The organism is Pseudomonas sp. 20-5 (assembly GCF_056782835.1).
Genome location: NZ_CM165584.1, coordinates 3,719,431 through 3,739,891 on the forward strand (window position 1 = coordinate 3,719,431; position 20,461 = coordinate 3,739,891).

Sequence of the window (20,461 nt, forward strand, 5' to 3'; positions counted from 1 at the left end):
GTGACGTCTCCTCAGATCGCTGCCGGTCGGCTGGACAGGTTGTGCAGGGTTTCACCCTTGGCCTGGAGCATGGCGAAGATCCGCTCCATGATTTCCTGGAATGCTTCCAGCATGCGGCTCAGCTCTTCCTTCAGGCGCTCGATCACGCCCTGCAGGGTGGTCAGGTCGGCACGCGATTCCTGCACGTCGGCCTGGCGGTTCGCGGCCTTCGCCTGGAATCCCGAATGAGTGGCCTGGGCCGCGCCGTTGGCGACGTCCAGGGTCAGGTCGGAAACCTGCACGCCGAGTTTCAGCGAGTGCGACAGCGATTGGCCGGCCAAACTGCCGAACTTGCCGCCCAGGTCGGCGACCTTGCTCGCCAGGCTGGCGGTCATCTCGGCCGCCTTGCCGCCGATCTTCGCTCCCAGTCTGGCCAGCCCGCCGACCGCTGAGCCGCCGAAGCTGACCACCGCCGCCAGCAGCGCGACGGCGATCTCGATACCCATCAGTGCCGGGCCGAGCTTTTCCATCACTTCCTTGCTGATCAATCCGTCCGCGGCTGCCTGCTGTACCGACTGGGAGACCACTCCCATGACACCGCCCGCGATCATCAGTGCACCCGCGGCCGCGCCGACGCCGGTTGCCACCATGATTGCGCCGACGATGATCGAAGCTATTGCACTGATCCAACCAAAGATTTTGGCTGCCAGACCGGACTTCTGGGCTTCTTTCGCGGCTTCTTCCGATTCCCTGATCTTCTGCTGGTTGTCCTCCATCTTCTGCAGGTTCTGCTTTCGCGCCTGCTCGATTTCGGTCAGCTTGAGTTTCTTCTGCTGGTTCTCGACTTCGCCGGTGATTTTCGCCAGCTCGATCTCGAACGCCTGCGGCGACATCAGGCCGGCGGACAACAGCGTCGAAGCGCCGGCCAGCACAACCTGCCGCGCCAGTCCGACATCCTCGCCCACTGCTTGCACCAGGCTGGCGATCTCCGCACGATTGGCGACCTCCAGGCGCTGCTGGCTGGCTGCGGACGGCGGCGTCAGCGCCACCCCCGTGCCGCTCGCGGAAGCCGCAGCCGGCGCCGCCAGGCGCTCCACCCGCAGACTCTCGACATCCCTCGCGACCGGCCTGCCGAGCGCCGGGATATCCCCGGCGTCGGCCACCCCGTAGGGCAGTCCGGCGCGTTCAAGCGTTATCGGATTCATATGCTCGATCCTTTCTCGCGGTTACGGCTTCCAACATGGCGCCGGCACGCGCGGCCAGGGCCTCGTGCGCCGGCTGTGCCGCGGCCAGGGCCCGGGCCGAGTAGAAGCCACTCTCGGCTCCGTCGAGATCACCCAGTTGCAGGTGGCACTCGGCGGCATGGAAGGGAAAGCGCGGCTCGTTGATGTCCATCAGCGCGCCGTAGCTGTAGCTCTGCAGGGCCTGTTCATAGAGACCGAGGGACTGGCGGCAGGCGCCCAGGCCGAGAAAGTAGCGGGCGTCGTAGTGGTCGAGCATGCACAGTGCCTGGAAGATCTTCTGCGCGTCGTCCCACTTGCCCGCCTGATACTGGTTGAAGCCCAGCGCATAGAGCTGCTCCAGGGTGTCCTCGCTGAGTCCGCGAAGCATCGCCAGGGTGCCGCCGTCGCGCAGGAAGGCCTCCAGCGCCTGTTGCTGGTCGGTGTCGGAAGGGGTCGCTTGCTGGTTCATGGATACCTCTAGATCGCGCTGAGAATGTCGCGCAGGACGCTGTCGTATTTCTGGATGAAGCGGTTGAGCGCCTCGACCGCCGAGTTGTAGCGGGAGCTGGTGTCGTTGAGCAGGGTGGTCTTCTCGTTGACCTTGTCGTTCAGCGGACGCGAGCGGTCGCTCACCGTGGTGGCGAAATTGCCGACCGGGTTGTTGTCCTTCTCGAAGGGGTACTCATCGCTGAGGCCCTTGAGCTCCCCGCTCTGCTTCGGCGAGCCGCTGAGAAAATCCTTGATCGACAGCTTGCCGCTGAAGGTATCCAGATTGCTCAGCAGCGCATACTCGGGGCTGTCCTTCCACCTGGGATCGCCGACGGCATAGCCATAGAGCGTGGGGTCGACCAGATCGATACCGCCAGCGTCGATCCTGATGCCCTGCTTGGCCGACAGCGCGGCGTTGATCTGCGACTGGATCACGCTGTAGACCTTCAACTCCGCGGTCAGCGCCTTGAGCTCGTCGAGCAGCGCCTTGCGCTTGCCGTCCTGGGTCTGCAGGACATCCTTGTAGACACCGATGACATCCTCGTCGAGACGCCCGTGCAGGCTGAAATAGGCCGACACCAGGAACTCGCGCAGATCCCACTGCGCACCGGGCTGCCGACGTGCCTGCAGGACTTCGCGGAGTACCTCGAGGCCCTGCCCCGGAGGCGCGGACGGATTGGCCGCGAGCAACCAGGCGAGCGCCTTGAGCACTTGCGCCTCGCTCAGCGGCTGGCCGGCGTGGGCCAGCACGATCCGCTCGCTGCGCAACAGGGCCAGCAGTTCCTCCTGCTCGGCACTGGCAGGCGCCGCCGACGCGGCCAGGAGCTCGTCCAGGAACAGCTCGCGAGCGGCATTAAGGTTTCTGACTTCCATCGTGATTCCTCAGATCAACAAGCCACGCATCGGCGTCGGACGCCGCGGCCGGGTACCCTGCTCGCCCTGCGTCGGCTGGGAACTGCGCATGCGCCGCAGTTCGGCCAGCAGCTCCTCTTCGGCGGCTCGCGCCAGCTCTCGCTCCGGCGCCTGGAACAGCAGCTCGCCGGCGTCCGCGGCAAGCCCCAGGCCTTGCCACATTTCCGCCAGCAGGCGGCCGCGTTCCTCGCTGTCGCGAATCGCCAGTTCGGCGGCCTGGACGGTCGCCCGCAGGGTGTCTTCGGTGTATTCGTTCATGTCGCCCATGGTAGGGATCGACGTTGCCGGAGCCTGTCAGGCACGGTCGGGTTTTTGTCGTTTTCGCAGGCTTCGCTGCGTCACCACCCGCCCGGCCTCCAGCTCGAACCAGCCGTCGGCGGGCTCGGCGGCGCCGGTCCAGCGGCGATAGAAGCGCGCCATGCGCTCGCCAGGCAGTGGGCTGCCGGCCAGCGCCAGGACCTTGCCGTAGAGACGCTGGCGCGGCCCCAGCGTATCGAGCGTGGCCTCCGCCAGCAGGTACAGCGCGGCGAATGGATTGGCCAATCCGCTGCGCGCCTGCCGCCGACGCAACATCACGATCCAGACCCGCTCGCCGTCGCAGCGCCAGGCCAGTTCGCAGCCATGGGCCAGGACCTGCCAGCCGAGCGCGATCGAGGTGTCGCGCAGGCAGTGCGGACGCACCGCCAGGCCGCGGGCGAGAAACCAGGGAATCAGCGGATCGGCGCTCACAACACGATCCTGCCAAGCGGCTGGATGTTGATCTGCTGGGTCAGCTCCTGGTAGGACAGCACCGGCAGCCCGGCATAGTCGCTCTCCACCAGCTTGCGCACGTAGCGGCGGATATCCATGGAAACGATCAGCACCGGCCGGTTCTGCATCTGCGCGAGATCGCCGACGGTCTGCCGCACGCGCTCGAGGAAGGCCTGAGTTATCGCCGGGTCGAGGGCCAGGTAGCTGCCGGCGCTGGTCTGGCGGATGCCACCGCGGATCTGCTCCTCCACCGCCTGGTCCAGCAGGTAGGCGGGAAGGATATTGTTGCCGCTGGAGTACTTGTAGCAGATGTAGCGCTTGAGGCTGCTGCGGATGTACTCGGTGAGCTGCACCACGTCCTTCTCCTTCTGCCCCCACTCCACCATCGCCTCGAGGATCGCCCGCATGTTGCGGATCGAGATGTCCTCGCCGACCAGGCGCTGGAGAATCTCGGTCATCCGCTGCAGGGGAACGATCCGCTGCGCCTCCTTCACCAGCTCGCCGTAACCCTGCTCCATCTGCTCCAGCAGGTAGCGCGTCTCCTGGATGCCGATGAAATCCTCGGCGTACTCCCGCAGCACATGGGACAGGTGCCAGGTGAGCACCTGCTCCAGGCCCAGGCAGGCACAGCCGGAACGCTCCAGGCGATCCTGATGCGCCTGCTCCACCCAGCTCGCCTCTTCTCCCGGCACCTGCAGCTCTGCCGGCTCGTGGGGGACCGCGAGCAGTTCCAGCTGCGCGGCGCGTTCGCGCACCAGCAACCAGCCCGGCCGCAGGCATCCGCGCGCGACCGGGACCTCCTGTAGCTGCACCAGGTATTCGCCATCGCCCATCGCTTCATTGAAGCGCAAGTGGATACCCGGGAACGGCACGCCGAAATCCAGGTACAGCGCGCGTCGTACCCGCACCAGCTCCTCGTTCAGCGACATCGCCTCGAGACGTTCCTGGAGGCTGGCATCGACGTCGATCAGCAACGGCACGGTGAGGGCGAATTCTTCCTGCTCGGCGAGACGCCCGGCCTTCGGCTTGCCGCCGCCAGCCTTGCCACGCGCCTTGGCCGATGGCGCTCCGGCGCCCTGCGCGAGCAGCGCCGGCAGGTCGCGGGAACCGGCGCTGGCCTGGGCCCGCTGGCGCCAGAGCATGAAATAGCCGCCGCCGCCGACCAGCAGCGCGAGAGCCAGGAAGGTCAGGGTCGGGAAACCGGGAATCAGGCCGAACAGCACCAGCAACAGGCCGCCGATCAGCAGCGCCTTGGGCTGCGCCACCACCTGTTCGCCGATGTCGCTGCCGAGGTCCGCCGATTCGTCGGAAGACACCCGGGTGACGATGATCCCGGCGGTGATGGCGATCAGCAACGCCGGCACCTGCGAGACCATGCCATCGCCGACGGTCAGCACCGCGTACAGTTGCAGCGCGTCGGCGGTGCTCAGGCCCTTCTGCGTGACGCCGATGGCGATGCCGCCGAGGATGTTGACGACGATAATGATCAGCCCGGCGATGGCGTCGCCCTTGACGAACTTCATCGCGCCGTCCATGGAGCCGAACATCTGGCTTTCCTTTTCGATCACCGCGCGCCGCGCCCGCGCCTCGTTGACATCGATCACGCCGGCACGCATGTCGCCGTCGATGCTCATCTGCTTGCCTGGCATGGCATCCAGGGAAAAGCGCGCGCTGACCTCGGCGACCCGCTCGGCACCCTTGGTGATCACCAGGAACTGCACGATGGTGATGATCAGGAAGATGATGATGCCCACCACCAGGTTGCCGCCGACCACGAAGCTGCCGAAGGTGTTGACGATCTGCCCCGCGTCGGCCTGCAGCAGGATCATCCGCGTGGTGCTCACCGACAGCGCCAGGCGGAACAGCGTGGTGATCAGCAGCACCGCCGGGAACACCGAGAACTGCAACGGCGAGCCGATGTACACCGACATCATCAGCAGGACCACGGAGATGGTGATGTTGACGGCGATGAGGATGTCCAGCAGCAGCGGTGGCAGCGGCAGCACCATCATGAACACCACCGCCAGCAGCAACACCACCAGCAGGATGTCCTTGCGCTCGCCGACCCGGCCGAGAAGCCCGCTCAGGTCGTTCATTCCCGCGCCTCCAGCTCCAGCGCCCGGGCGTGCGCGGCACGCGCCGCGTCGAGACGCCCGGCGAGCTGTTCGGCACGGCTCAGGCAAAGCCACAGACCGGGCTCCTCCTCGCCATCCTCCTGCAACTGCCGGCACAGGCGCACGGCGGGCTCGCCGAGGCCTTGCTGGAGCAACGCCAGGAGCAAGGCGCGGCGCCCGTCGCGGCGCTCCGGCGCAACGCTCAGCAAGGCCTCCAGCAACACCTGGGCGCGTCGCGGCTGGCCGCATTGCAGGTGCAACCAGCCCAGCATCAGCAACAGGCGCTGTTGCGTCGGTTTCAACGTCATCGATTCATACCTTGTGCAACAGGTTCAGGGCCATTTGCAGCAGTCGCTCGTCTTCATCGCGCTCGCCGAGCAGGCAGGCCGCGGCCTGCAGGGCCGGCTGGCGGGGCAGCGTGAGGGCCAGGCGGAGATCGCGCAGCGCCTGGCGGAAGTCGCCGGGGCGCAGCAGGCCGTGGAACTCCAGCTGGGGCCGGGCGTAGTCGAACAGGCGCTGTTGCGCCTGCTGCGCGGGATACAGGCTGGCGACGTGGGTCTCCACCGGCCGGCCGTCGGGCGCCAGCAGATGGCGCTCCGGCAGGGGCGGCGCGAACGGCTCGGCATGCGCCAGGTCGAGCCGTTCGATGCCGATGTGCCAGGCACCGACCCGGCTCATGCGGCGAGCACTTCGCTGCGCGCCGAGCGCAGCGCCTGCAAGGCCTGGTGCAGCGTCGGGATGCCGACCTGCCGGGCTTCCAGGGTGATGCACAGCAGCAGGCGCGATTCGCCGCTCCAGGCGCAACGCAGCGGCAGGCTCCCGGCCGCGCGCGCATGGCACAGGTGCAACGCCCGCAGGGTGCCGCGATAGGCCTGGTGCCAGGCCAGGTCACAGGCCAGCCAGAGCGACAACTGTTCGCCATGGCGTTCCAGCTGCAAGGTGCCGCTGTCCTCGAAATCCAGTTGCACCACGCGCGCCAGCGGCGCCGGTACGCTCACCCGCAGGTCCTGGCAGAACTGCGCGACGGCCAGCTCAACCCAGTCCATGCTGCTGCTCCTCTTCGCGCTCGATCGCCAGGTCGAGTGCCATCTGGCAGGCATTCAAAAGATTCTGGCGCTGCTCGTCGTCGCCGAACACTTCGACCGGCAACAAGCGGTAGAGACGCTTCAGTTCGCGGAAGAAATGGATCTGCCGGGCGACGTCGGCCAGCGGCAACGGCTCGAGCAACGCCTGCACCTCGGCGACGCCGACCCAGCGCTTCTCGAGCAAGGCGATGACTGCGCCGGTCAATTCAGAAGGCCCGTATGCCATGGCCCCGCTCCCCCGTCACCAGCACCTGCCAGAGCGCCCCCACCTGCTCCGCCAGGCCGCCGAGCACGCGCAGCTTGTGCATGTCGCTCATGACCCGCTCCAGCTTCACCGGATCGAGCCGGCTCGACTGACTGTCCAGGTCGGCGCTCAGGGCTTTCTGCAGGAAGGCCACGACCCGCTCCAGCGGCGTCGCGGCGAAGCGCGCCTGGATGTCCTGCCAGGCCGCCGACAGGCCCCGGTAGTCGAGTACTGCGTCACGGTAGGTATCGCGCAGCGCCTGGATATCGCCGACACCGGCGGCGGAAGCCTCGGCGGCCAGCGGCTCGATGCGCAGGCCGAGTTCGATCTCCAGGCCCTGCTCGTCGGCCATCCGCAGCAACGCCTGGTCGACCAGCGCCAGCATCGCCCGCGCCTCCGGCCGCCCGGCCAGGACGTCGCGCGCCCGCGACAGCGCCAGGAAGCGCTGGCTGATCTCGCTGGAGAAGCCCTCCAGGTAAGCGCTGAGCTGCGCCAGGCTGCTCAGTTGACCGCTGCCCAGGTGGGCGATCAGCGCCTCGAGCTTCTGCTGGCTTTCCAGGTCCGGAATGCGCTTCCAGTACTCCTGCAGCATGGCCTGGACTTCGCTCAGGCGCGCATGGGCGTCGCTCAGGCGGCGCTTGGCCAGGGATTTCTCGGCGCGCTCGGAAAAGGCGAAGGTCAGCTCTTCCGCGGCATCGGCCAGCGACTGCGAAACGGAGACGTAGTGGACGCGCTCGCCCTGGAAGCTGCCGCCGGCCTGCTGCGCGGGGGCGTTGGCCGCCTCCCGCGGCGCGAGGGGCGCGGCGGAGGAACTCTGGAGGATGTCCATCGTGGCTGTGGTTCCTGGTCTGCAAAGGCGGCGCAGTATAGGAACCGGTCCAGTGCCGCCGATGCCAATATCGGCCGGTTTTTTTTAGCCGCGGCGGCAACCGATTTCTAAAAACTCCCGGCTGGCACTGAAATTCGTCGCGCGAGGCTTTCTCTATAGTGCGCGCCGACTCCAGCCGAACCGACCCGCCATGCCCGCGCCTCTCTCTCCTCTCATCGTCCGGATGCGCCACGCCATCGAAGGCTGCCGGCCGATCCAGATCCGCGGGCGGGTCACCCAGGTCACCGGAACCCTGCTCAAGGCCGTGGTGCCCGGCGTGCGCATCGGCGAACTCTGCCAGTTGCGCAATCCCGACCAGAGCCTGGCGCTGCTCGCCGAGGTCATCGGCTTCCAGCAGCACCAGGCGCTGCTCACCCCGCTCGGCGAGATGCTCGGGGTTTCCTCCAACACCGAAGTCAGCCCTACCGGCGGCATGCATCGCGTGGCGGTCGGCGAGCACCTGCTCGGGCAGGTGCTCGACGGCCTCGGCCGCCCCTTCGACGGCAGCCCGCCGGCCGAGCCGGCGGCCTGGTATCCGGTCTACCGGGATGCCCCGCCGCCGATGAGCCGGCGCCTGATAGAGCGGCCGCTATCGCTGGGTGTGCGCGCCATCGACGGCCTGCTGACCTGCGGCGAAGGCCAGCGCATGGGCATTTTCGCTGCCGCCGGCGGCGGCAAGAGCACCCTGCTGGCCAGCCTGGTGCGCAATGCCGAGGTGGATGTGACGGTACTCGCCCTGGTCGGCGAACGCGGTCGCGAAGTCCGCGAGTTCATCGAAAGCGACCTCGGCGAACAGGGGCTGCGCCGCTCGGTGCTGGTGGTCGCCACCTCCGACCGACCGGCGATGGAACGCGCCAAGGCCGGTTTCGTCGCCACCAGCATCGCCGAGTATTTCCGCGATCAGGGTCGCCGCGTCCTGCTGCTGATGGACTCGCTGACCCGCTTCGCCAGGGCCCAGCGCGAAATCGGCCTGGCGGCCGGTGAACCGCCCACCCGCCGCGGCTACCCGCCCTCGGTGTTCGCCGCGCTGCCACGCCTGATGGAGCGTGCCGGGCAATCCGAGCGGGGCTCGATCACCGCGCTCTACACCGTACTGGTGGAAGGCGACGACATGAGCGAGCCGGTGGCCGACGAGACCCGCTCGATTCTCGACGGGCACATCGTGCTGTCGCGCAAGCTGGCCGCCGCCAACCACTATCCGGCCATCGACGTGCTGCACTCGGTGAGCCGGGTCATGAACCAGATCGTCGACGACGATCAGCGCCATGCGGCCGGACGCTTGCGCGAATGGCTAGCGAAGTACGAGGAAGTCGAGTTGCTGCTGAAGATCGGCGAATACCAGAAAGGCCAGGACAGTGAAGCCGACCGGGCCATCGAGAAGATCGCGGCGATCCGCCAGTGGCTGCGCCAGGGTACCCACGAAACCAGCGATTACGCACAGGCCTGCGCGCAGTTGCGGAGCCTCTGCGCATGAGCCTGGCGCTGCTGTTGCGCGTCCGACGCCTGCGCCTGGACCGGGCCGAGCGCGCCCAGGGCCGCCAATTGCTACGGGTTCGCGCCGCGGCGCAGGAACACACCGAGCGCCAGGCGGCGCAACGGGACTACCGCGACTGGCGACTGGCCGAAGAGCAACGGCTGTTTCTCGCCTGCCAGGCGGCCATGCTCGACCGCCGGCGCCTGGAAGCCTGGCAGCAGCAGGTAGGGCTGCTGCGGGAAAAGGAAGCCGGCCTGGAACAGGACTGCGCCGAGGCCGCGCAGCGCCTCGAAGGGGAGCGCGAGCGCCTGCGGCAGTGCCGGCGAGAGCTGCTGGAACGCCAGCGGCAACTGGAGAAGTTCGCCGAACTGGAGCGCCACGTCGACGCCGAGCGCCAGGGGCTGCGCGAACGCAGCGAGGAAGGCGAACTGGAAGAATTCACCCGCCACGAGACCTGGCCATGCTCAAGCTGAACGCCGTGGATACGGCTCCGCTCGTGTCGTCCGACACCCTTGCCCCCCTTCCGCCGCTGCGCGCGCAGCAGATCGCCTTCGAACAGGCCCTGCCCGCGCACCGACCGCCGGCGCCCAGGCCACCGTTCGACAAGGGCGACGAAACGACGGAGGCCGCCGCGACAGCCGACGCGCCGACCTCGACGCCTCTCGCCGACCAGCCCGCGGCGCCTGCCGCCGACCGGCCGCCGACCACTCGGCAGGATCCCATGCCAGTTGCCGCGGACGCAACGCCAACGCCAACGCCAACGCCAACGCCAACGCCAACGCCAACGCCAACGCCAACGCCAACAGTGTCGCCGTCCGGATCGGTAGCACGGCAAGCGCCGGCAGTCACCGCGCGCGTCGCGGCGTCCACGCAAGGCCGGGAGCCGGCCAGCGTTTCGGCGCCTCCGGTCGACGAACCGCCGCTGGTGCCGGTGTCCTCCCACCCGCAAATCGCAGGTCGGACGCATGAGCGGCCACAGCCCGGCCCCGGCTTCCCGGCGAAAACCGCAGCCGAGGTCGCGTCCACGGCGCAGGCCAGTGTCCAGGCTTCGCCGCCCGCGCCGACAGCGGGCGGCGAAGGCCGCGGAGAGGAGCGTCGGCAACCCGGAGAAACCGATCCATCCGCACTGCCCCCCGACGACCAAGCGCCTGTGCCACTGCCTGCCATGCAAACCCCCGGCGACCGCCTGCTGGCACGCCTGCTGGCATCGAGCGGGAGCCGGCCACTGCCGCTGGCCGATCTCGCGCGCCTGCTCGATGCCGTGCAGGGGCGCATCCAGGTCGCCAGCGCAGCCGAAAGCCATGCGGCGCGCCTGCAGGTGCGACTGCCCCAGCTCGGCGCCGTGGAGGTGCAGGTCCTGCATGGCCATGGCCAGTTGCAGGTCGAGATCAGTGCCAGCCCCGGCAGCCTGGCGTTTCTCCAGCAAGCCCGTGGCGAGTTGCTCGAACGCCTGCAACGGCTGCATCCGGAACAACCGGTGCAACTCACCTTCAACCAGCAGCAGGACAGCGGCCAGCGCTCGCGGCAACGTCGCTACCTGCATGAAGAGTGGCAAGCCGAATGAACGGTACGGACCTCGACCTGCCGCTCGCCAGCCGCGCCGAACTGGATCTCCAGCGACGTCTCGCGCGTTGCCGTCGCCACTATGTCGGCAACGCTTTGCAAGCGCGCCTGGACATCGCCCAGGCCGCCCCCGACGTCGATCTCGAACTGAGCCTGGCGTGGGACGGCCTGCCCCTGCGCTTTCTCTGCCAGGCTCCGGCACTGGCCCACTGGCTCGCGCCGAACCTGCAGGAGGCAGCCTTCGCCAGCCTGCCGGCGGCCCTGCAACTGGCCTTGCTGGAGCGCGAAGGCAACGTCTTTCCCGGCCTGGTCTGGTACGGCCTGAGCCCGGCGCAACCACGCGCTGCGATGGGCCTGCGCCTGAGCCTGGAACGCGACGACCAGCGCCTGGCGCTCTGGCTCGACGGCGATCCCGCGACGCTGCTGGCACGCCTGCCGCCGCGCCCCTCGGCGCAACGCCTGGCCATACCGCTGCGCCTGTCGCTGCAATGGCCCGGCCTGCCGCTGGACGCCGGCGAGCTGCGCACCCTGGAGCCCGGCGACCTGTTGCTGCTGCCTGCCGGTCATCGCCCCGACGCAGCGCTGCTGGGGGTTCTCGAAGGACGCCCCTGGGCGCGCTGCCAACTCCACTCCACGCAACTGGAACTGCTCGACATGCACGACACCCACTCCCTCGCCGACGGCGAGGACCTGCACGAACTCGACCAACTGCCGATCCCGGTCAGCTTCGAGGTCGGCCGCCGCACCCTGGACCTGCATACCCTCTCCACCCTGCAGCCAGGCTCGCTGCTCGATCTCGACAGTGCCCTGGACGGCGAAGTGCGCATCCTCGCCAACCAGCGCTGCCTCGGTATCGGCGAACTGGTCAGGCTCCAGGATCGGCTCGGGGTGCGCGTAACCCGCCTGTTCGGACACGACGAAGCATGATCCAGTTGCCCGACGAGCTCGGCCTGATCCTCGGTCTGGCCCTGCTCGCGCTGGTCCCGTTCATCGCGGTGATGGCGACCTCCTTCATCAAGATGACCGTGGTCTTCTCGCTGCTGCGCAACGCCCTGGGCGTCCAGCAGATTCCGCCGAACATGGCGATGTACGGGCTGGCGATCATCCTCAGCCTGTACGTGATGGCACCGGTCGGCTTCGCCACCCGCGACTACCTGCGCAACCACGACGTCAGCCTGAGCGACTCGGCATCGGTGGAACGCTTTCTCGACGAGGGCATGGCGCCCTACCGGAACTTCCTCAAGCGGCAGATCCAGGAGCGCGAACACACCTTCTTCATGGAAAGCACCCGCCAGGTCTGGCCCAGCGAATACGCCGAGCGGCTCGACCCGGACAGCCTGCTGATCCTGCTGCCGGCCTTCACCGTCAGCGAACTGACCCGTGCCTTCGAGATCGGCTTCCTGATCTACCTGCCCTTCATCGCCATCGACCTGATCATCTCCAACATCCTCCTGGCGATGGGCATGATGATGGTGTCGCCGATGACCATTTCCCTGCCGTTCAAGCTGCTCCTGTTCGTCCTCCTCGACGGCTGGGCGCGGCTGACCCACGGCCTGGTCATCAGCTACGGAGGCTGACCATGAGCAGCGCCGACATCCTCCACTTCACCAACCAGACCCTGTGGCTGGTGCTGGTCCTGTCGCTGCCGCCGGTACTGGTCGCGGCCCTGATCGGCACCCTGGTATCGCTGGTCCAGGCGCTCACCCAGATCCAGGAGCAGACCCTCGGCTTCGTCGCCAAGCTGGTGGCCGTGGTGGTGGTACTGTTCGCCACCAGCGGCTGGCTGGGCGGCGAGCTGTACCGTTTCGCCGAAATGACCCTGCTGAAGGTGCCGCTGGTGCGATGAGCGTCCAGGACCTGCAGCAACTGCTGCTGACCTACAGCCTGCTGCTGCCGCGGATCATCAGTTGCTTCGTGGTCCTGCCGGTGCTGGCCAAGCAAACCCTGGGCGGCGGCCTGGTGCGCAACGGCGTGGCCTGCTCGCTGGCGCTGTTCGCCTACCCGATCGTCGCCGGCAGCCTGCCGCCGGCCCTCGACGCGCTGGACATAGCCCTGCTGATCGGCAAGGAAGTGCTGCTCGGCCTGCTCATCGGCTTCGTCGCCACCATTCCCTTCTGGGCCATGGAAGCGACCGGCTTCATCATCGACAACCAGCGTGGCGCGGCACTCGCCTCGACCTTCAACCCCAGCCTGGGCAGCCAGACCAGCCCCACCGGGCTGTTGCTGACGCAGACGCTGATCACCCTGTTCTTCTCCGGCGGCGCCTTCCTCGCGCTGGTCGGCTCGCTGTTCAGGAGCTATGCCAGTTGGCCGGTGAGCAGTTTCTTCCCGCAGCTCGGCAGCCAATGGGTGGCATTCTTCTACGCGCAGTTCTCGCAGATGCTGATGCTCTGCGCGCTGTTCGCCGCGCCGCTGCTGATCGCCATGTTCCTCGCCGAGTTCGGCCTGGCGCTGGTCAGCCGCTTCGCCCCGTCGCTGAACGTGTTCATCCTCGCCATGCCGATCAAGAGCCTGGTGGCCAGCCTGCTGCTGGTGCTCTACCTGGGCATCCTCATGGAGCACGCCTACGATGCCCTGCTGCTCGCCGTCGACCCGCTGCGCCTGCTGCGTCCCGTGCTGGAGACGCCATGAGCGCCGAGAAGACCGAGCAGCCCACGGCGAAGAAGCTGCGCGACGCCCGCCGGCAAGGCCAGGTGGTGAAGAGCAAGGAAATTGTCTCCAGCGCGTTGATCCTGTCGCTGGTGGCGCTGCTGATGGGCTTTTCCGACTACTACCTGGAGCATCTCGGCAAGCTGCTCCTGCTGCCCGCCGAGTACATCGACCTGCCGTTTCGCCAGGCGCTGGAGACCATCCTGGAGAACCTTCTCCAGGAGCTCCTCTACCTGCTGGCGCCGGTCCTGCTGGTCGCGGCGCTGGTGGTGGTGCTCAGCCATGTCGGCCAGTACGGTTTCCTGCTCAGCCTCGACAGCGTCAAACCGGACCTGAAGAAGATCAACCCGGTGGAGGGCGCGAAGAAGATCTTCTCGATCCGGAGCCTGGTGGAGTTCCTCAAGTCGACCCTGAAGGTCGCCCTGCTCTCCCTGCTGGTCTGGTTGACCTTGCAGGGCAACCTGGCCAGCCTCCTGCGGATTCCCGCCTGCGGGCTGGACTGCGTGGCACCGGTGAGCGGGCTGATGCTCAGGCAACTGATGCTGGTCTGCGCGGTCGGCTTCCTGGCGATTGCCGTCGCCGACTACGCCTTCGAACGCCACCAGCACTACAAGCAGTTGCGCATGAGCAAGGACGAGGTGAAGCGCGAGTACAAGGAGATGGAGGGCAGTCCGGAGATCAAGAGCAAGCGCCGGCAATTCCATCAGGAACTGCAATCGAGCAACCTGCGCGCGGATGTCCGGCGCTCCTCGGTGATCGTCGCCAACCCGACCCACGTCGCCATCGGCATACGCTATCGACGCGGCGAAACGCCCCTGCCGCTGGTCACCCTGAAGCACACCGACGCCCTGGCCCTGCGGGTCCGGCGCATCGCCGAGGAAGAAGGAATCCCGGTGCTGCAACGAATTCCGCTGGCACGGGCGCTGCTGCGCGACGGCAATGTCGACCAGTACATACCGGCGGACCTGATCCAGGCCACCGCCGAAGTCCTGCGCTGGCTGGAAAGCCAGCAGACGGATACGCCCTGATCGCTATCGGGCAGGGCGGCCGCCGCGGCACCGGCGACGCAAGACGCTGCGACCTGGCGCCGAAAAAAAGGGGCCCGAAGGCCCCTTTCACATGCTTGCTACGGGTCAGTCCTTGTCCGGGATCCCGTGTACCACGCCCGCGGTATTCTCCAGCAGGCTCTTGGTCGCGGTCTGGATGAACGACTCCAGCTTCTTCTGCAGCTCGGCCTGGTCCGGCACGTCCTTGGTGATCACCGCCTTGGCATCGCCGCCCAGCTGGTAATCGTAGACGCGCACGTCACCGTCCTTCGGCCGCACCAGGATGCGGTTGCCGGAGACGATGGCGACGTTCTGCTCGCTGCCCGACGGCTTGATCACGCCGAAGCCCTTGTCGCCTTCCGGCAGGTTCAGCAGGTCGCGGCCCCAGCACTGGTGGACGGTCTCGCCGCCGAGCAGGCCCATGATGGTCGGCACGATGTCGACCTGGGTACCGACGGTCGGCAGGTGGGTACCGAACTTCTCCTGGATGCCGGGGGCGATCAGCAGCAGCGGCACGTTGAAGCGGTGCAGGTCCATCTCGGTGAGCTGCTCGGGGCTGCCGAAGCCATGGTCGCCGACCACCACGAAAAGGGTGTCCTTGTAGTACGGCGACTTCTTCGCCTTCTCGAAGAACTGGCCCAGCGCCCAGTCGGAATAGCGCATGGCGGTCAGGTGCTCGTCGAGCGAACCGTAGCCGGTCACGCGCTCCACCGGCAGGTCCTTCGGCAACGCATAGGGCACGTGGTTGGAGAGGCTCTGCAACAGCGCATAGAACGGCTTGCCGGTGCTCGCCAGCTTGTCCAGTTCCTCGTTGCCACGGGCGAACATGTCCTGGTCGGAGACGCCCCAGGTCGGATCGGAGAACACCGGGTCGACATAGTCGTTGCGGCCGATGAAGGTGGTCATGCCCTGGTTGCTGAAGAAGCCGGACTGGTTGTCCCAGGCGAAATCGCCGTTGTAGACGTAGACGTCCTCGTACTGGCGGGCGCTGAGCAACTGCGGCAGGCCGGAGAACTTGTGGCCGCCCTCCGGGGTTTGCATCAGGTATTCGAAGCCCGGCAGGTTGGGGAAGCAGGCCATGGTGGCGAACATGCCCTGGTGGGTATGGGTGCCGTTGGAGAAGAACTGGGTGAACAGCAGGCCTTCCTTCGACAGCTTGTCGAAATACGGCGTGATGTTGCCCGGCGCGCCCAGGGCGCCGACATAGTGGCCGGCGAAGCTTTCCAGCAGGACCACCACCACGTTGCGGATCGGCAGGGTATTCGCCGCCGGCGGGGTGAACTCGCGGCGCACCGCGGCCTCATCGGCGTCCACCAGCTTGTCGTTGGGGGTCAGCAACATCTGCCGGGTGGTCTCCAGGGCGACCTTGTCGTCCAGGGTGGCCTTCCAGATGTTCGCGCGGTCTTCGGAGAAGCGCTCCTTGGCCGCCTTGACCAGGGTCAGGGTGCCGTTCAGGCCCAACTGGTTGGCGAACATGGACTCGGTGGTGAAGGCATCGCCCCAGCGCAGCGGCGGGCCCTGGCGCAGGGTGCCGCGGGCGGCGAGGACGCAGACCAGCACGCAGAGGAACAGCACCACGCCGCGCACGTACCAGGGCGCGGCAGCGCTCGGCCGGGCGATCACGCTGTCTTCGCGCGGCTTGCGCTGGCTCGGGCGGGTCGCCAGGTCGATGGCCTTGAACACCCGGTACAGCACCCAGGTGGCGAAGGCCCAGGCCAGCAGGTAGCGGACCACCGGGAAGCCGTACCAGAGCATGCTCATGACGGTCTTCGGGTCTTCCGACATGTACTGGAAGACCAGGCTGTTCAGACGCTGGTGGAACTCACGGTAGAAGTCCAGTTCGAGTACGCCGAGGAACAGGGTGATGCTGGCGAACAGCGTCAACCATGTACGGAACAGGCCACGAGCGGCCATCGCGCGTACCGCGAACAACGACAGCACCAGCGGCGCCACGGCATAGACGACGACCCGCAGGTCGAAACGCACGCCGTTGCCGAACGCCTCGAGGAAGGTACTCGCCGGGGTCGCGCCGATCAGTTCGCGGTTGTAGATCAGCAAGGCCAGGCGCAGCAGGCTGAACATGACCAGCAGCACCAGCGCGCTGAGCGCGGTGAACGCCAGGTGGCTGCGGATGGTGGGCTGGAACAGCCGTGGGGGCGATTGGGTGGTTCGGACTTCCGTTTGGTCCATGTTTACAATTCGCTCTTCTGTCGTTCGATTTCGAGAATGCGGTCCCGCCCCTGCTCGGCCAGCAGGTAGCGGCCGGGCCCGATGGGCAGTAGGGACTGTGCGGAACGCAGGCGCCGTACGATCACCTGCAGCGGCCCGTCGGGCGGCAGCAGCAAGGCTCGCGCGTTATGCGTCGAGTCCTCGGTGATCCACAGGCCTTCGCTGTCGCACAGCAAAAAGCTCGGTGCATTCAGTCCGTTCAGCACCACCTCGTCCTCGGCCCCCTCATGCAGACGCATGACGTGGCCACGTTTCTTTTCCGTGTAGAAGACGCTTCCGTCCGGGCAGGCGGCCACCCCTTCGGAGCGCTGCAATCCCTCGCGCAGTACCGTCAGTCCGCCGGTCTCCGGGTCGTAGCGGAGAATCCGCCCGTCCAGGTCGCGATCCTCGGCGGCGTACAGGTAGCGGCCGTCGCTGGCGACGCCCTCCACCTGGATGCCGTCGAACAGCGGCCGGGCCTGCTGGGCATGCCACCAGAACACCGGCGAGGCGCCCTGCTCCTGGCTGATCGCGATGCCGTCGCGGAAGCTGGCCATGCCGTCGGGTTTGGACAGCCCGTCGAGCACCGTATCGCGGCTGCCATCGGCGGCGATGCGGAACACCAGGCCCTTGCCGTCCTGCAACTCCTGGCTCACGTAGAGCAGGCCGTCCGGGTCGCGGGCCAGGGCGCTGACGTGGGGAATGTCCTCGAGCACTACCCGGTAGGTCCAGCCGGATACGGTGGCTGCCGGGGCGAAACGCTGCCAGCCGAGGAAGGCCAGGGCGATGAAGAGGACGCTACCGAGCAGGCAGGAGACTACTACGCCGCTCCGGCGCAATCGTTTGGTCAGCATTCGATGCACTCAAGGACAAAACTGCCATTTATAGCCATGGCAACGGAAAAAAGCGCGCAGATTTTCCCGGATCGATTGTGAAAAAAATGTTAGCTGGCAGTAACAGGGGATGTCGGAGCGACGCATGAAAAAGGGCCTTGCGGCCCTTCTTGGTGAAGCGTCAGTCGTTGTCCTGCTTGCCAATGGCCTGCAGCACGTACTGCGGCAGAGCAAACGCGCCCAGGTGGATATCGGCGTTGTAGTAGCGGGTGGCGATGCCGCTGTCGCGGAAGCGCTGGCGCAGCGTTTCCAGCGGAAGGCGACGCAGGCCTTCGCGGGTCGAACCCCAGGCGAAGGTCATGGCGCCGCCGATATAGGTCGGCACCGCCGCCTGGTAGAAATGCCAGTCGGCGAACAGCCCGTCGGTACGTGCGGCGGTGGTGCGCACTTCCTCCAGTTGCATGAACGGCGTGCCGTTCTGGGTGACCAGGATGCCACCCTCGTTCAGGCAGCGCCGGCAGGCCTGGTAGAAGTTCTCGGAGAACAGCACCTCGCCAGGGCCGATCGGGTCGGTGGAGTCGGAGATGATCACGTCGAAGCGTTCTTCCGTGGTAGCCACGAAGCGCATGCCGTCGTCGATCACCAGGTTCAGCCGCGGGTCGTCGAAGGCGCCCTGGGAGTGGTTGGGCAGGAACTCCTTGCACATGTCGACCACGGTGCCGTCGATCTCGACCATGGTGATCCGCTCGACGCTCTTGTGCTTGGCCACCTCGCGCAGCATGCCACCGTCGCCGCCGCCGATGATCAGCACGCGCCGGGCCGCGCCGTGGGCGAGGATCGGCACGTGGGTGAGCATCTCGTGGTAGATGAACTCGTCGGCCTCGGTGGTCTGGATCACTCCATCGAGCGCCATCACCCGGCCCATCCGGGCGTTTTCGAAAATCACCAGGTGCTGGTGCTCGGTGCGCACCTCATGCAGCATGTTGTCGATGCTGAAGCGCTGGCCGTAGCCCTGGTACAGAGTTTCCTGATAATCGCTCATGGGCCGGGATCTCCCTGGTAAGGCTGCAATCTGGCAGCGGGACTTGCCCGCGCCGCGAAGAAAGGCGCGCATTCTACGCTGGCGGCAATGACAGGTCGAACCCCGCCGGCGGATGGCGCCGGCTGCGCCGGACAGGTATCGTCTGCCCATGAGCCAGCCTACCTCTCCCCTCGTCCTGCACCTGCCCTACCAGTCACCCTGGGAATGGCGCCAGTTCCACCAGCATTTCGCCCTGCGCCTGCTCGCCGGTGTCGAAAGCCTGGGTGACGACCACTATGCCCGCAGCTTCCGGGCCAACGGCCGCCCGGCCTGGTTCGAGGTGCGACCGCTGGCGGAACGCCAGGTCCTGGCGCTGAGCCTCAGCCCGTCCGCCCATGCCCTGGCCGCCGAACTCGAGGCACGGGTCCGCCGGATGTTCGACCTGGACAGCGACCCGGCCGCCATCGCCCGGCATTTCGCCGGGGATCCCCTGCTCGGCCCGCTGGTGGCCGCCAATCCGGGACTGCGCCTGCCGGTGGCCTTCGATCCCTTCGAACAGGCGGTGCGCGCCATCGTCGGCCAGCAGGTCACGGTGAAGGCCGCGGTGACCATCACCGGGCGCCTGATCCAGCGCCTCGGCGAGCCGCTGGAAGATCTCGGCTACGACGGCATCAGCCACCTGTTCCCGACGCCCGCCGCGCTGGCGCAAGCCAACCTCGACGGCATCGGCATGCCCGGCAAGCGGGTACAGACGCTGCAACGCTTCGCCGCGGCGATCGCCTCGGGAGAGCTGAGCCTGGACCTGGCGGACGGCCCCGAGGCCCTGGTGGAGCGCCTCTGCGCGTTGCCCGGCATCGGCCCCTGGACCGCCGAATACATAGCCCTGCGTGCCATGGGCGAAGCCGACGCCTTCCCCGCCGCCGACCTCGGCCTGCTGAAATCCACGGTCTGGGGACCGCAAGGCATCGATGCGCGCAGCCTGAAGGCCCGCGCCGAGGCCTGGCGGCCTTGGCGCGCCTACGCCGCGATCCACCTGTGGAACCACTACGCCGCAGGCGGCTAACGCCGCGGCGGGAGGCTACAGCCTGACGTTGCCGCGCGGGCCGGCGATAGCCCAGATGATCAGGCCGAGCACCGGCAGGACGATGATCACCAGGACCCAGATGATCTTCATCCCGGTTTCCGCAGCGCTTTTCAGGATGTTGACGATGGCCCAGATATCCAGGGCCAGGATGACCAGGCTGATCAGCCCGCTGAGGGTGGAACCCATGGCGCGATGCTCCCGAGCAAGAGTGTTCCCTCAGGATAGCCGGCGCGTTCACTCCACGAGGATGTCGGCGAAGCTGGCCACCGTCGGATGGCCGTCCAGGCTGCCGCCTTCGCGGGCCAGGCCGAGCGTGCGCATGCCCGCGTCGCGCGCGGCATCCAGTTCCTGCACCACGTCGGAAAGGAAAAGGATTTCCGCGGCCGGCAGGCCGATGGCCCCGGCGATCCGCGCATAGGAGGCGCTTTCCCGCTTCGGCCCGCTGGTAGTGTCGAAGTAGCCGGAAAACAGCGAGCCCAGGTCGCCGGCCTCGGAACAGCCGAAGATCAGCTTCTGCGCCTGGATCGAGCCGGAGGAATAGACGTACAGGTCCAGCCCACGGGCCTTCCACTCGCGCAGCGCCTGCACCGCGTCCGGGTAGACGTGGCCCTTCAACTGACCGTCGCGGTAGCCCTGGGCCCAGACCATGCCTTGCAGGGCCTTCAGCGGCGTCGCCTTGCGGTCCTCGGCGATCCATTGCAGGAGGATCGCGATCACCCGCTCGACATCGGCGTCCGCCTCACCGCTCTCGGCACGCACCGCCGCCAACTGTGCGGCTACCTCGGTCTCTCCGGCGTGTTCGCGGACGAAGTCCGGCAGGTGCCGGGCGGCATAGGGAAACAGCACGTCGAAAACGAAGCTGACCGCGCTGGTGGTGCCTTCGATGTCGGTGAGGATGGCTTTGATGGTCATGCGGACT

The 20,461-nt window shown here is 67.2% G+C and carries 25 protein-coding genes; 9 read left to right on the forward strand and 16 right to left on the reverse strand.

Annotated elements, in window-relative coordinates; translation table 11 throughout:
• Window positions 1-11: 11 nt before the first annotated feature.
• From popB to popN, 11 genes are read right to left on the reverse strand one after another with little or no spacing between them, the layout of a single operon-like run.
• Window positions 12-1,184, reverse strand: coding sequence for a type III secretion system translocon subunit PopB (popB, locus tag AC1RB9_RS17020; protein ID WP_004342870.1), 1,173 nt, complete (start codon window positions 1,182-1,184; stop codon window positions 12-14).
• A complete protein-coding gene (pcrH, locus tag AC1RB9_RS17025) occupies window positions 1,165-1,671 on the reverse strand; it encodes a SycD/LcrH family type III secretion system chaperone PcrH (RefSeq protein ID WP_003100779.1) in 507 nt (168 codons plus the stop codon). Before pcrH ends, popB begins: the two co-directional genes overlap by 20 nt.
• Before the next feature lie 8 nt (window positions 1,672-1,679).
• A complete protein-coding gene (gene pcrV, locus AC1RB9_RS17030; RefSeq protein ID WP_003100789.1) occupies window positions 1,680-2,564 on the reverse strand; it encodes a type III secretion system needle tip protein PcrV in 885 nt (294 codons plus the stop codon).
• Window positions 2,565-2,573: 9 nt separating this feature from the next.
• A complete protein-coding gene (gene pcrG / locus AC1RB9_RS17035; protein WP_003100790.1) occupies window positions 2,574-2,870 on the reverse strand; it encodes an LcrG family type III secretion system chaperone PcrG in 297 nt (98 codons plus the stop codon).
• Between the two features lie 27 nt (window positions 2,871-2,897).
• Window positions 2,898-3,332 (reverse strand): LcrR family type III secretion system chaperone PcrR, encoded by a 435-nt coding sequence (gene pcrR, locus AC1RB9_RS17040; protein WP_003100791.1) that lies wholly within the window; start codon window positions 3,330-3,332, stop codon window positions 2,898-2,900.
• Complete coding sequence (pcrD, locus tag AC1RB9_RS17045) at window positions 3,329-5,449, reverse strand: SctV family type III secretion system export apparatus subunit PcrD (RefSeq protein ID WP_003100792.1); 2,121 nt, start codon at window positions 5,447-5,449, stop codon at window positions 3,329-3,331. Before pcrD ends, pcrR begins: the two co-directional genes overlap by 4 nt.
• Window positions 5,446-5,775 carry a type III secretion system chaperone PscY gene (gene pscY / locus AC1RB9_RS17050; RefSeq protein WP_003087695.1) on the reverse strand — a complete coding sequence of 110 codons (330 nt, stop codon included), beginning with the start codon at window positions 5,773-5,775 and terminating at the stop codon, window positions 5,446-5,448. The genes pcrD and pscY overlap by 4 nt, the downstream gene beginning before the upstream one ends.
• A 4-nt stretch (window positions 5,776-5,779) precedes the next feature.
• Window positions 5,780-6,145, reverse strand: a complete 366-nt coding sequence (gene pscX, locus AC1RB9_RS17055; protein ID WP_003100794.1) for a type III secretion system protein PscX — start codon at window positions 6,143-6,145, stop codon at window positions 5,780-5,782.
• Entirely contained in the window at window positions 6,142-6,513 is a 372-nt protein-coding gene (gene sycN / locus AC1RB9_RS17060) for a type III secretion chaperone SycN (protein ID WP_003450010.1), read from the reverse strand. Before sycN ends, pscX begins: the two co-directional genes overlap by 4 nt.
• Window positions 6,500-6,778, reverse strand: a complete 279-nt coding sequence (gene pcr1, locus AC1RB9_RS17065; RefSeq protein WP_003087693.1) for an Acr1 family type III secretion system gatekeeper subunit Pcr1 — start codon at window positions 6,776-6,778, stop codon at window positions 6,500-6,502. Before pcr1 ends, sycN begins: the two co-directional genes overlap by 14 nt.
• Window positions 6,759-7,625, reverse strand: coding sequence for a SctW family type III secretion system gatekeeper subunit PopN (gene popN, locus AC1RB9_RS17070; protein WP_003087692.1), 867 nt, complete (start codon window positions 7,623-7,625; stop codon window positions 6,759-6,761). Before popN ends, pcr1 begins: the two co-directional genes overlap by 20 nt.
• Window positions 7,626-7,815: 190 nt before the next feature.
• Here popN and pscN point away from each other — a divergent pair, with 190 nt between their 5' ends.
• From pscN to pscU, 8 genes are read left to right on the forward strand one after another with little or no spacing between them, the layout of a single operon-like run.
• Window positions 7,816-9,138: a SctN family type III secretion system ATPase PscN gene (gene pscN, locus AC1RB9_RS17075; protein WP_003122866.1), complete on the forward strand. Its 1,323-nt coding sequence runs from the start codon at window positions 7,816-7,818 to the stop codon at window positions 9,136-9,138.
• Entirely contained in the window at window positions 9,135-9,611 is a 477-nt protein-coding gene (gene pscO / locus AC1RB9_RS17080) for a type III secretion system central stalk protein PscO (protein WP_003087688.1), read from the forward strand. The genes pscN and pscO overlap by 4 nt, the downstream gene beginning before the upstream one ends.
• The gene (gene pscP / locus AC1RB9_RS17085) at window positions 9,599-10,702 is read left to right on the forward strand and encodes a type III secretion system needle length determinant PscP (RefSeq protein WP_079275380.1); all 1,104 of its coding nucleotides are present in this window, start codon (window positions 9,599-9,601) and stop codon (window positions 10,700-10,702) included. The genes pscO and pscP overlap by 13 nt, the downstream gene beginning before the upstream one ends.
• Window positions 10,699-11,628, forward strand: a complete 930-nt coding sequence (pscQ, locus tag AC1RB9_RS17090; RefSeq protein ID WP_003450006.1) for a SctQ family type III secretion system cytoplasmic ring protein PscQ — start codon at window positions 10,699-10,701, stop codon at window positions 11,626-11,628. Before pscP ends, pscQ begins: the two co-directional genes overlap by 4 nt.
• Window positions 11,625-12,278, forward strand: a complete 654-nt coding sequence (gene pscR, locus AC1RB9_RS17095; protein ID WP_003087674.1) for a SctR family type III secretion system export apparatus subunit PscR — start codon at window positions 11,625-11,627, stop codon at window positions 12,276-12,278. The genes pscQ and pscR overlap by 4 nt, the downstream gene beginning before the upstream one ends.
• A 2-nt stretch (window positions 12,279-12,280) precedes the next feature.
• Window positions 12,281-12,547, forward strand: coding sequence for a SctS family type III secretion system export apparatus subunit PscS (pscS, locus tag AC1RB9_RS17100; RefSeq protein ID WP_003087672.1), 267 nt, complete (start codon window positions 12,281-12,283; stop codon window positions 12,545-12,547).
• The gene (gene pscT / locus AC1RB9_RS17105) at window positions 12,544-13,332 is read left to right on the forward strand and encodes a SctT family type III secretion system export apparatus subunit PscT (protein WP_003103206.1); all 789 of its coding nucleotides are present in this window, start codon (window positions 12,544-12,546) and stop codon (window positions 13,330-13,332) included. Before pscS ends, pscT begins: the two co-directional genes overlap by 4 nt.
• Window positions 13,329-14,378 carry a SctU family type III secretion system export apparatus subunit PscU gene (gene pscU / locus AC1RB9_RS17110; protein WP_003103203.1) on the forward strand — a complete coding sequence of 350 codons (1,050 nt, stop codon included), beginning with the start codon at window positions 13,329-13,331 and terminating at the stop codon, window positions 14,376-14,378. Before pscT ends, pscU begins: the two co-directional genes overlap by 4 nt.
• 105 nt (window positions 14,379-14,483) lie before the next feature.
• On the opposite strand, the gene AC1RB9_RS17115 is transcribed toward pscU, so the two are convergent.
• From AC1RB9_RS17115 to speE, 3 genes are all read right to left on the reverse strand, one after another.
• Window positions 14,484-16,586, reverse strand: coding sequence for an LTA synthase family protein (locus AC1RB9_RS17115; protein WP_003122869.1), 2,103 nt, complete (start codon window positions 16,584-16,586; stop codon window positions 14,484-14,486).
• Window positions 16,587-16,588: 2 nt separating this feature from the next.
• The gene (locus AC1RB9_RS17120; RefSeq protein WP_003449998.1) at window positions 16,589-17,458 is read right to left on the reverse strand and encodes an NHL repeat-containing protein; all 870 of its coding nucleotides are present in this window, start codon (window positions 17,456-17,458) and stop codon (window positions 16,589-16,591) included.
• Between the two features lie 160 nt (window positions 17,459-17,618).
• Window positions 17,619-18,479, reverse strand: coding sequence for a polyamine aminopropyltransferase (gene speE / locus AC1RB9_RS17125; protein WP_003103196.1), 861 nt, complete (start codon window positions 18,477-18,479; stop codon window positions 17,619-17,621).
• A gap of 148 nt (window positions 18,480-18,627) precedes the next feature.
• Here speE and AC1RB9_RS17130 point away from each other — a divergent pair, with 148 nt between their 5' ends.
• Window positions 18,628-19,521 carry a DNA-3-methyladenine glycosylase family protein gene (locus AC1RB9_RS17130; protein ID WP_003449989.1) on the forward strand — a complete coding sequence of 298 codons (894 nt, stop codon included), beginning with the start codon at window positions 18,628-18,630 and terminating at the stop codon, window positions 19,519-19,521.
• 15 nt (window positions 19,522-19,536) lie between these two features.
• On the opposite strand, the gene AC1RB9_RS17135 is transcribed toward AC1RB9_RS17130, so the two are convergent.
• Window positions 19,537-19,728, reverse strand: coding sequence for a PLDc N-terminal domain-containing protein (locus AC1RB9_RS17135; protein WP_003103184.1), 192 nt, complete (start codon window positions 19,726-19,728; stop codon window positions 19,537-19,539).
• 48 nt (window positions 19,729-19,776) lie between these two features.
• The gene (mtnC, locus tag AC1RB9_RS17140; protein WP_003103183.1) at window positions 19,777-20,454 is read right to left on the reverse strand and encodes an acireductone synthase; all 678 of its coding nucleotides are present in this window, start codon (window positions 20,452-20,454) and stop codon (window positions 19,777-19,779) included.
• Between the last annotated feature and the right edge of the window lie 7 nt (window positions 20,455-20,461).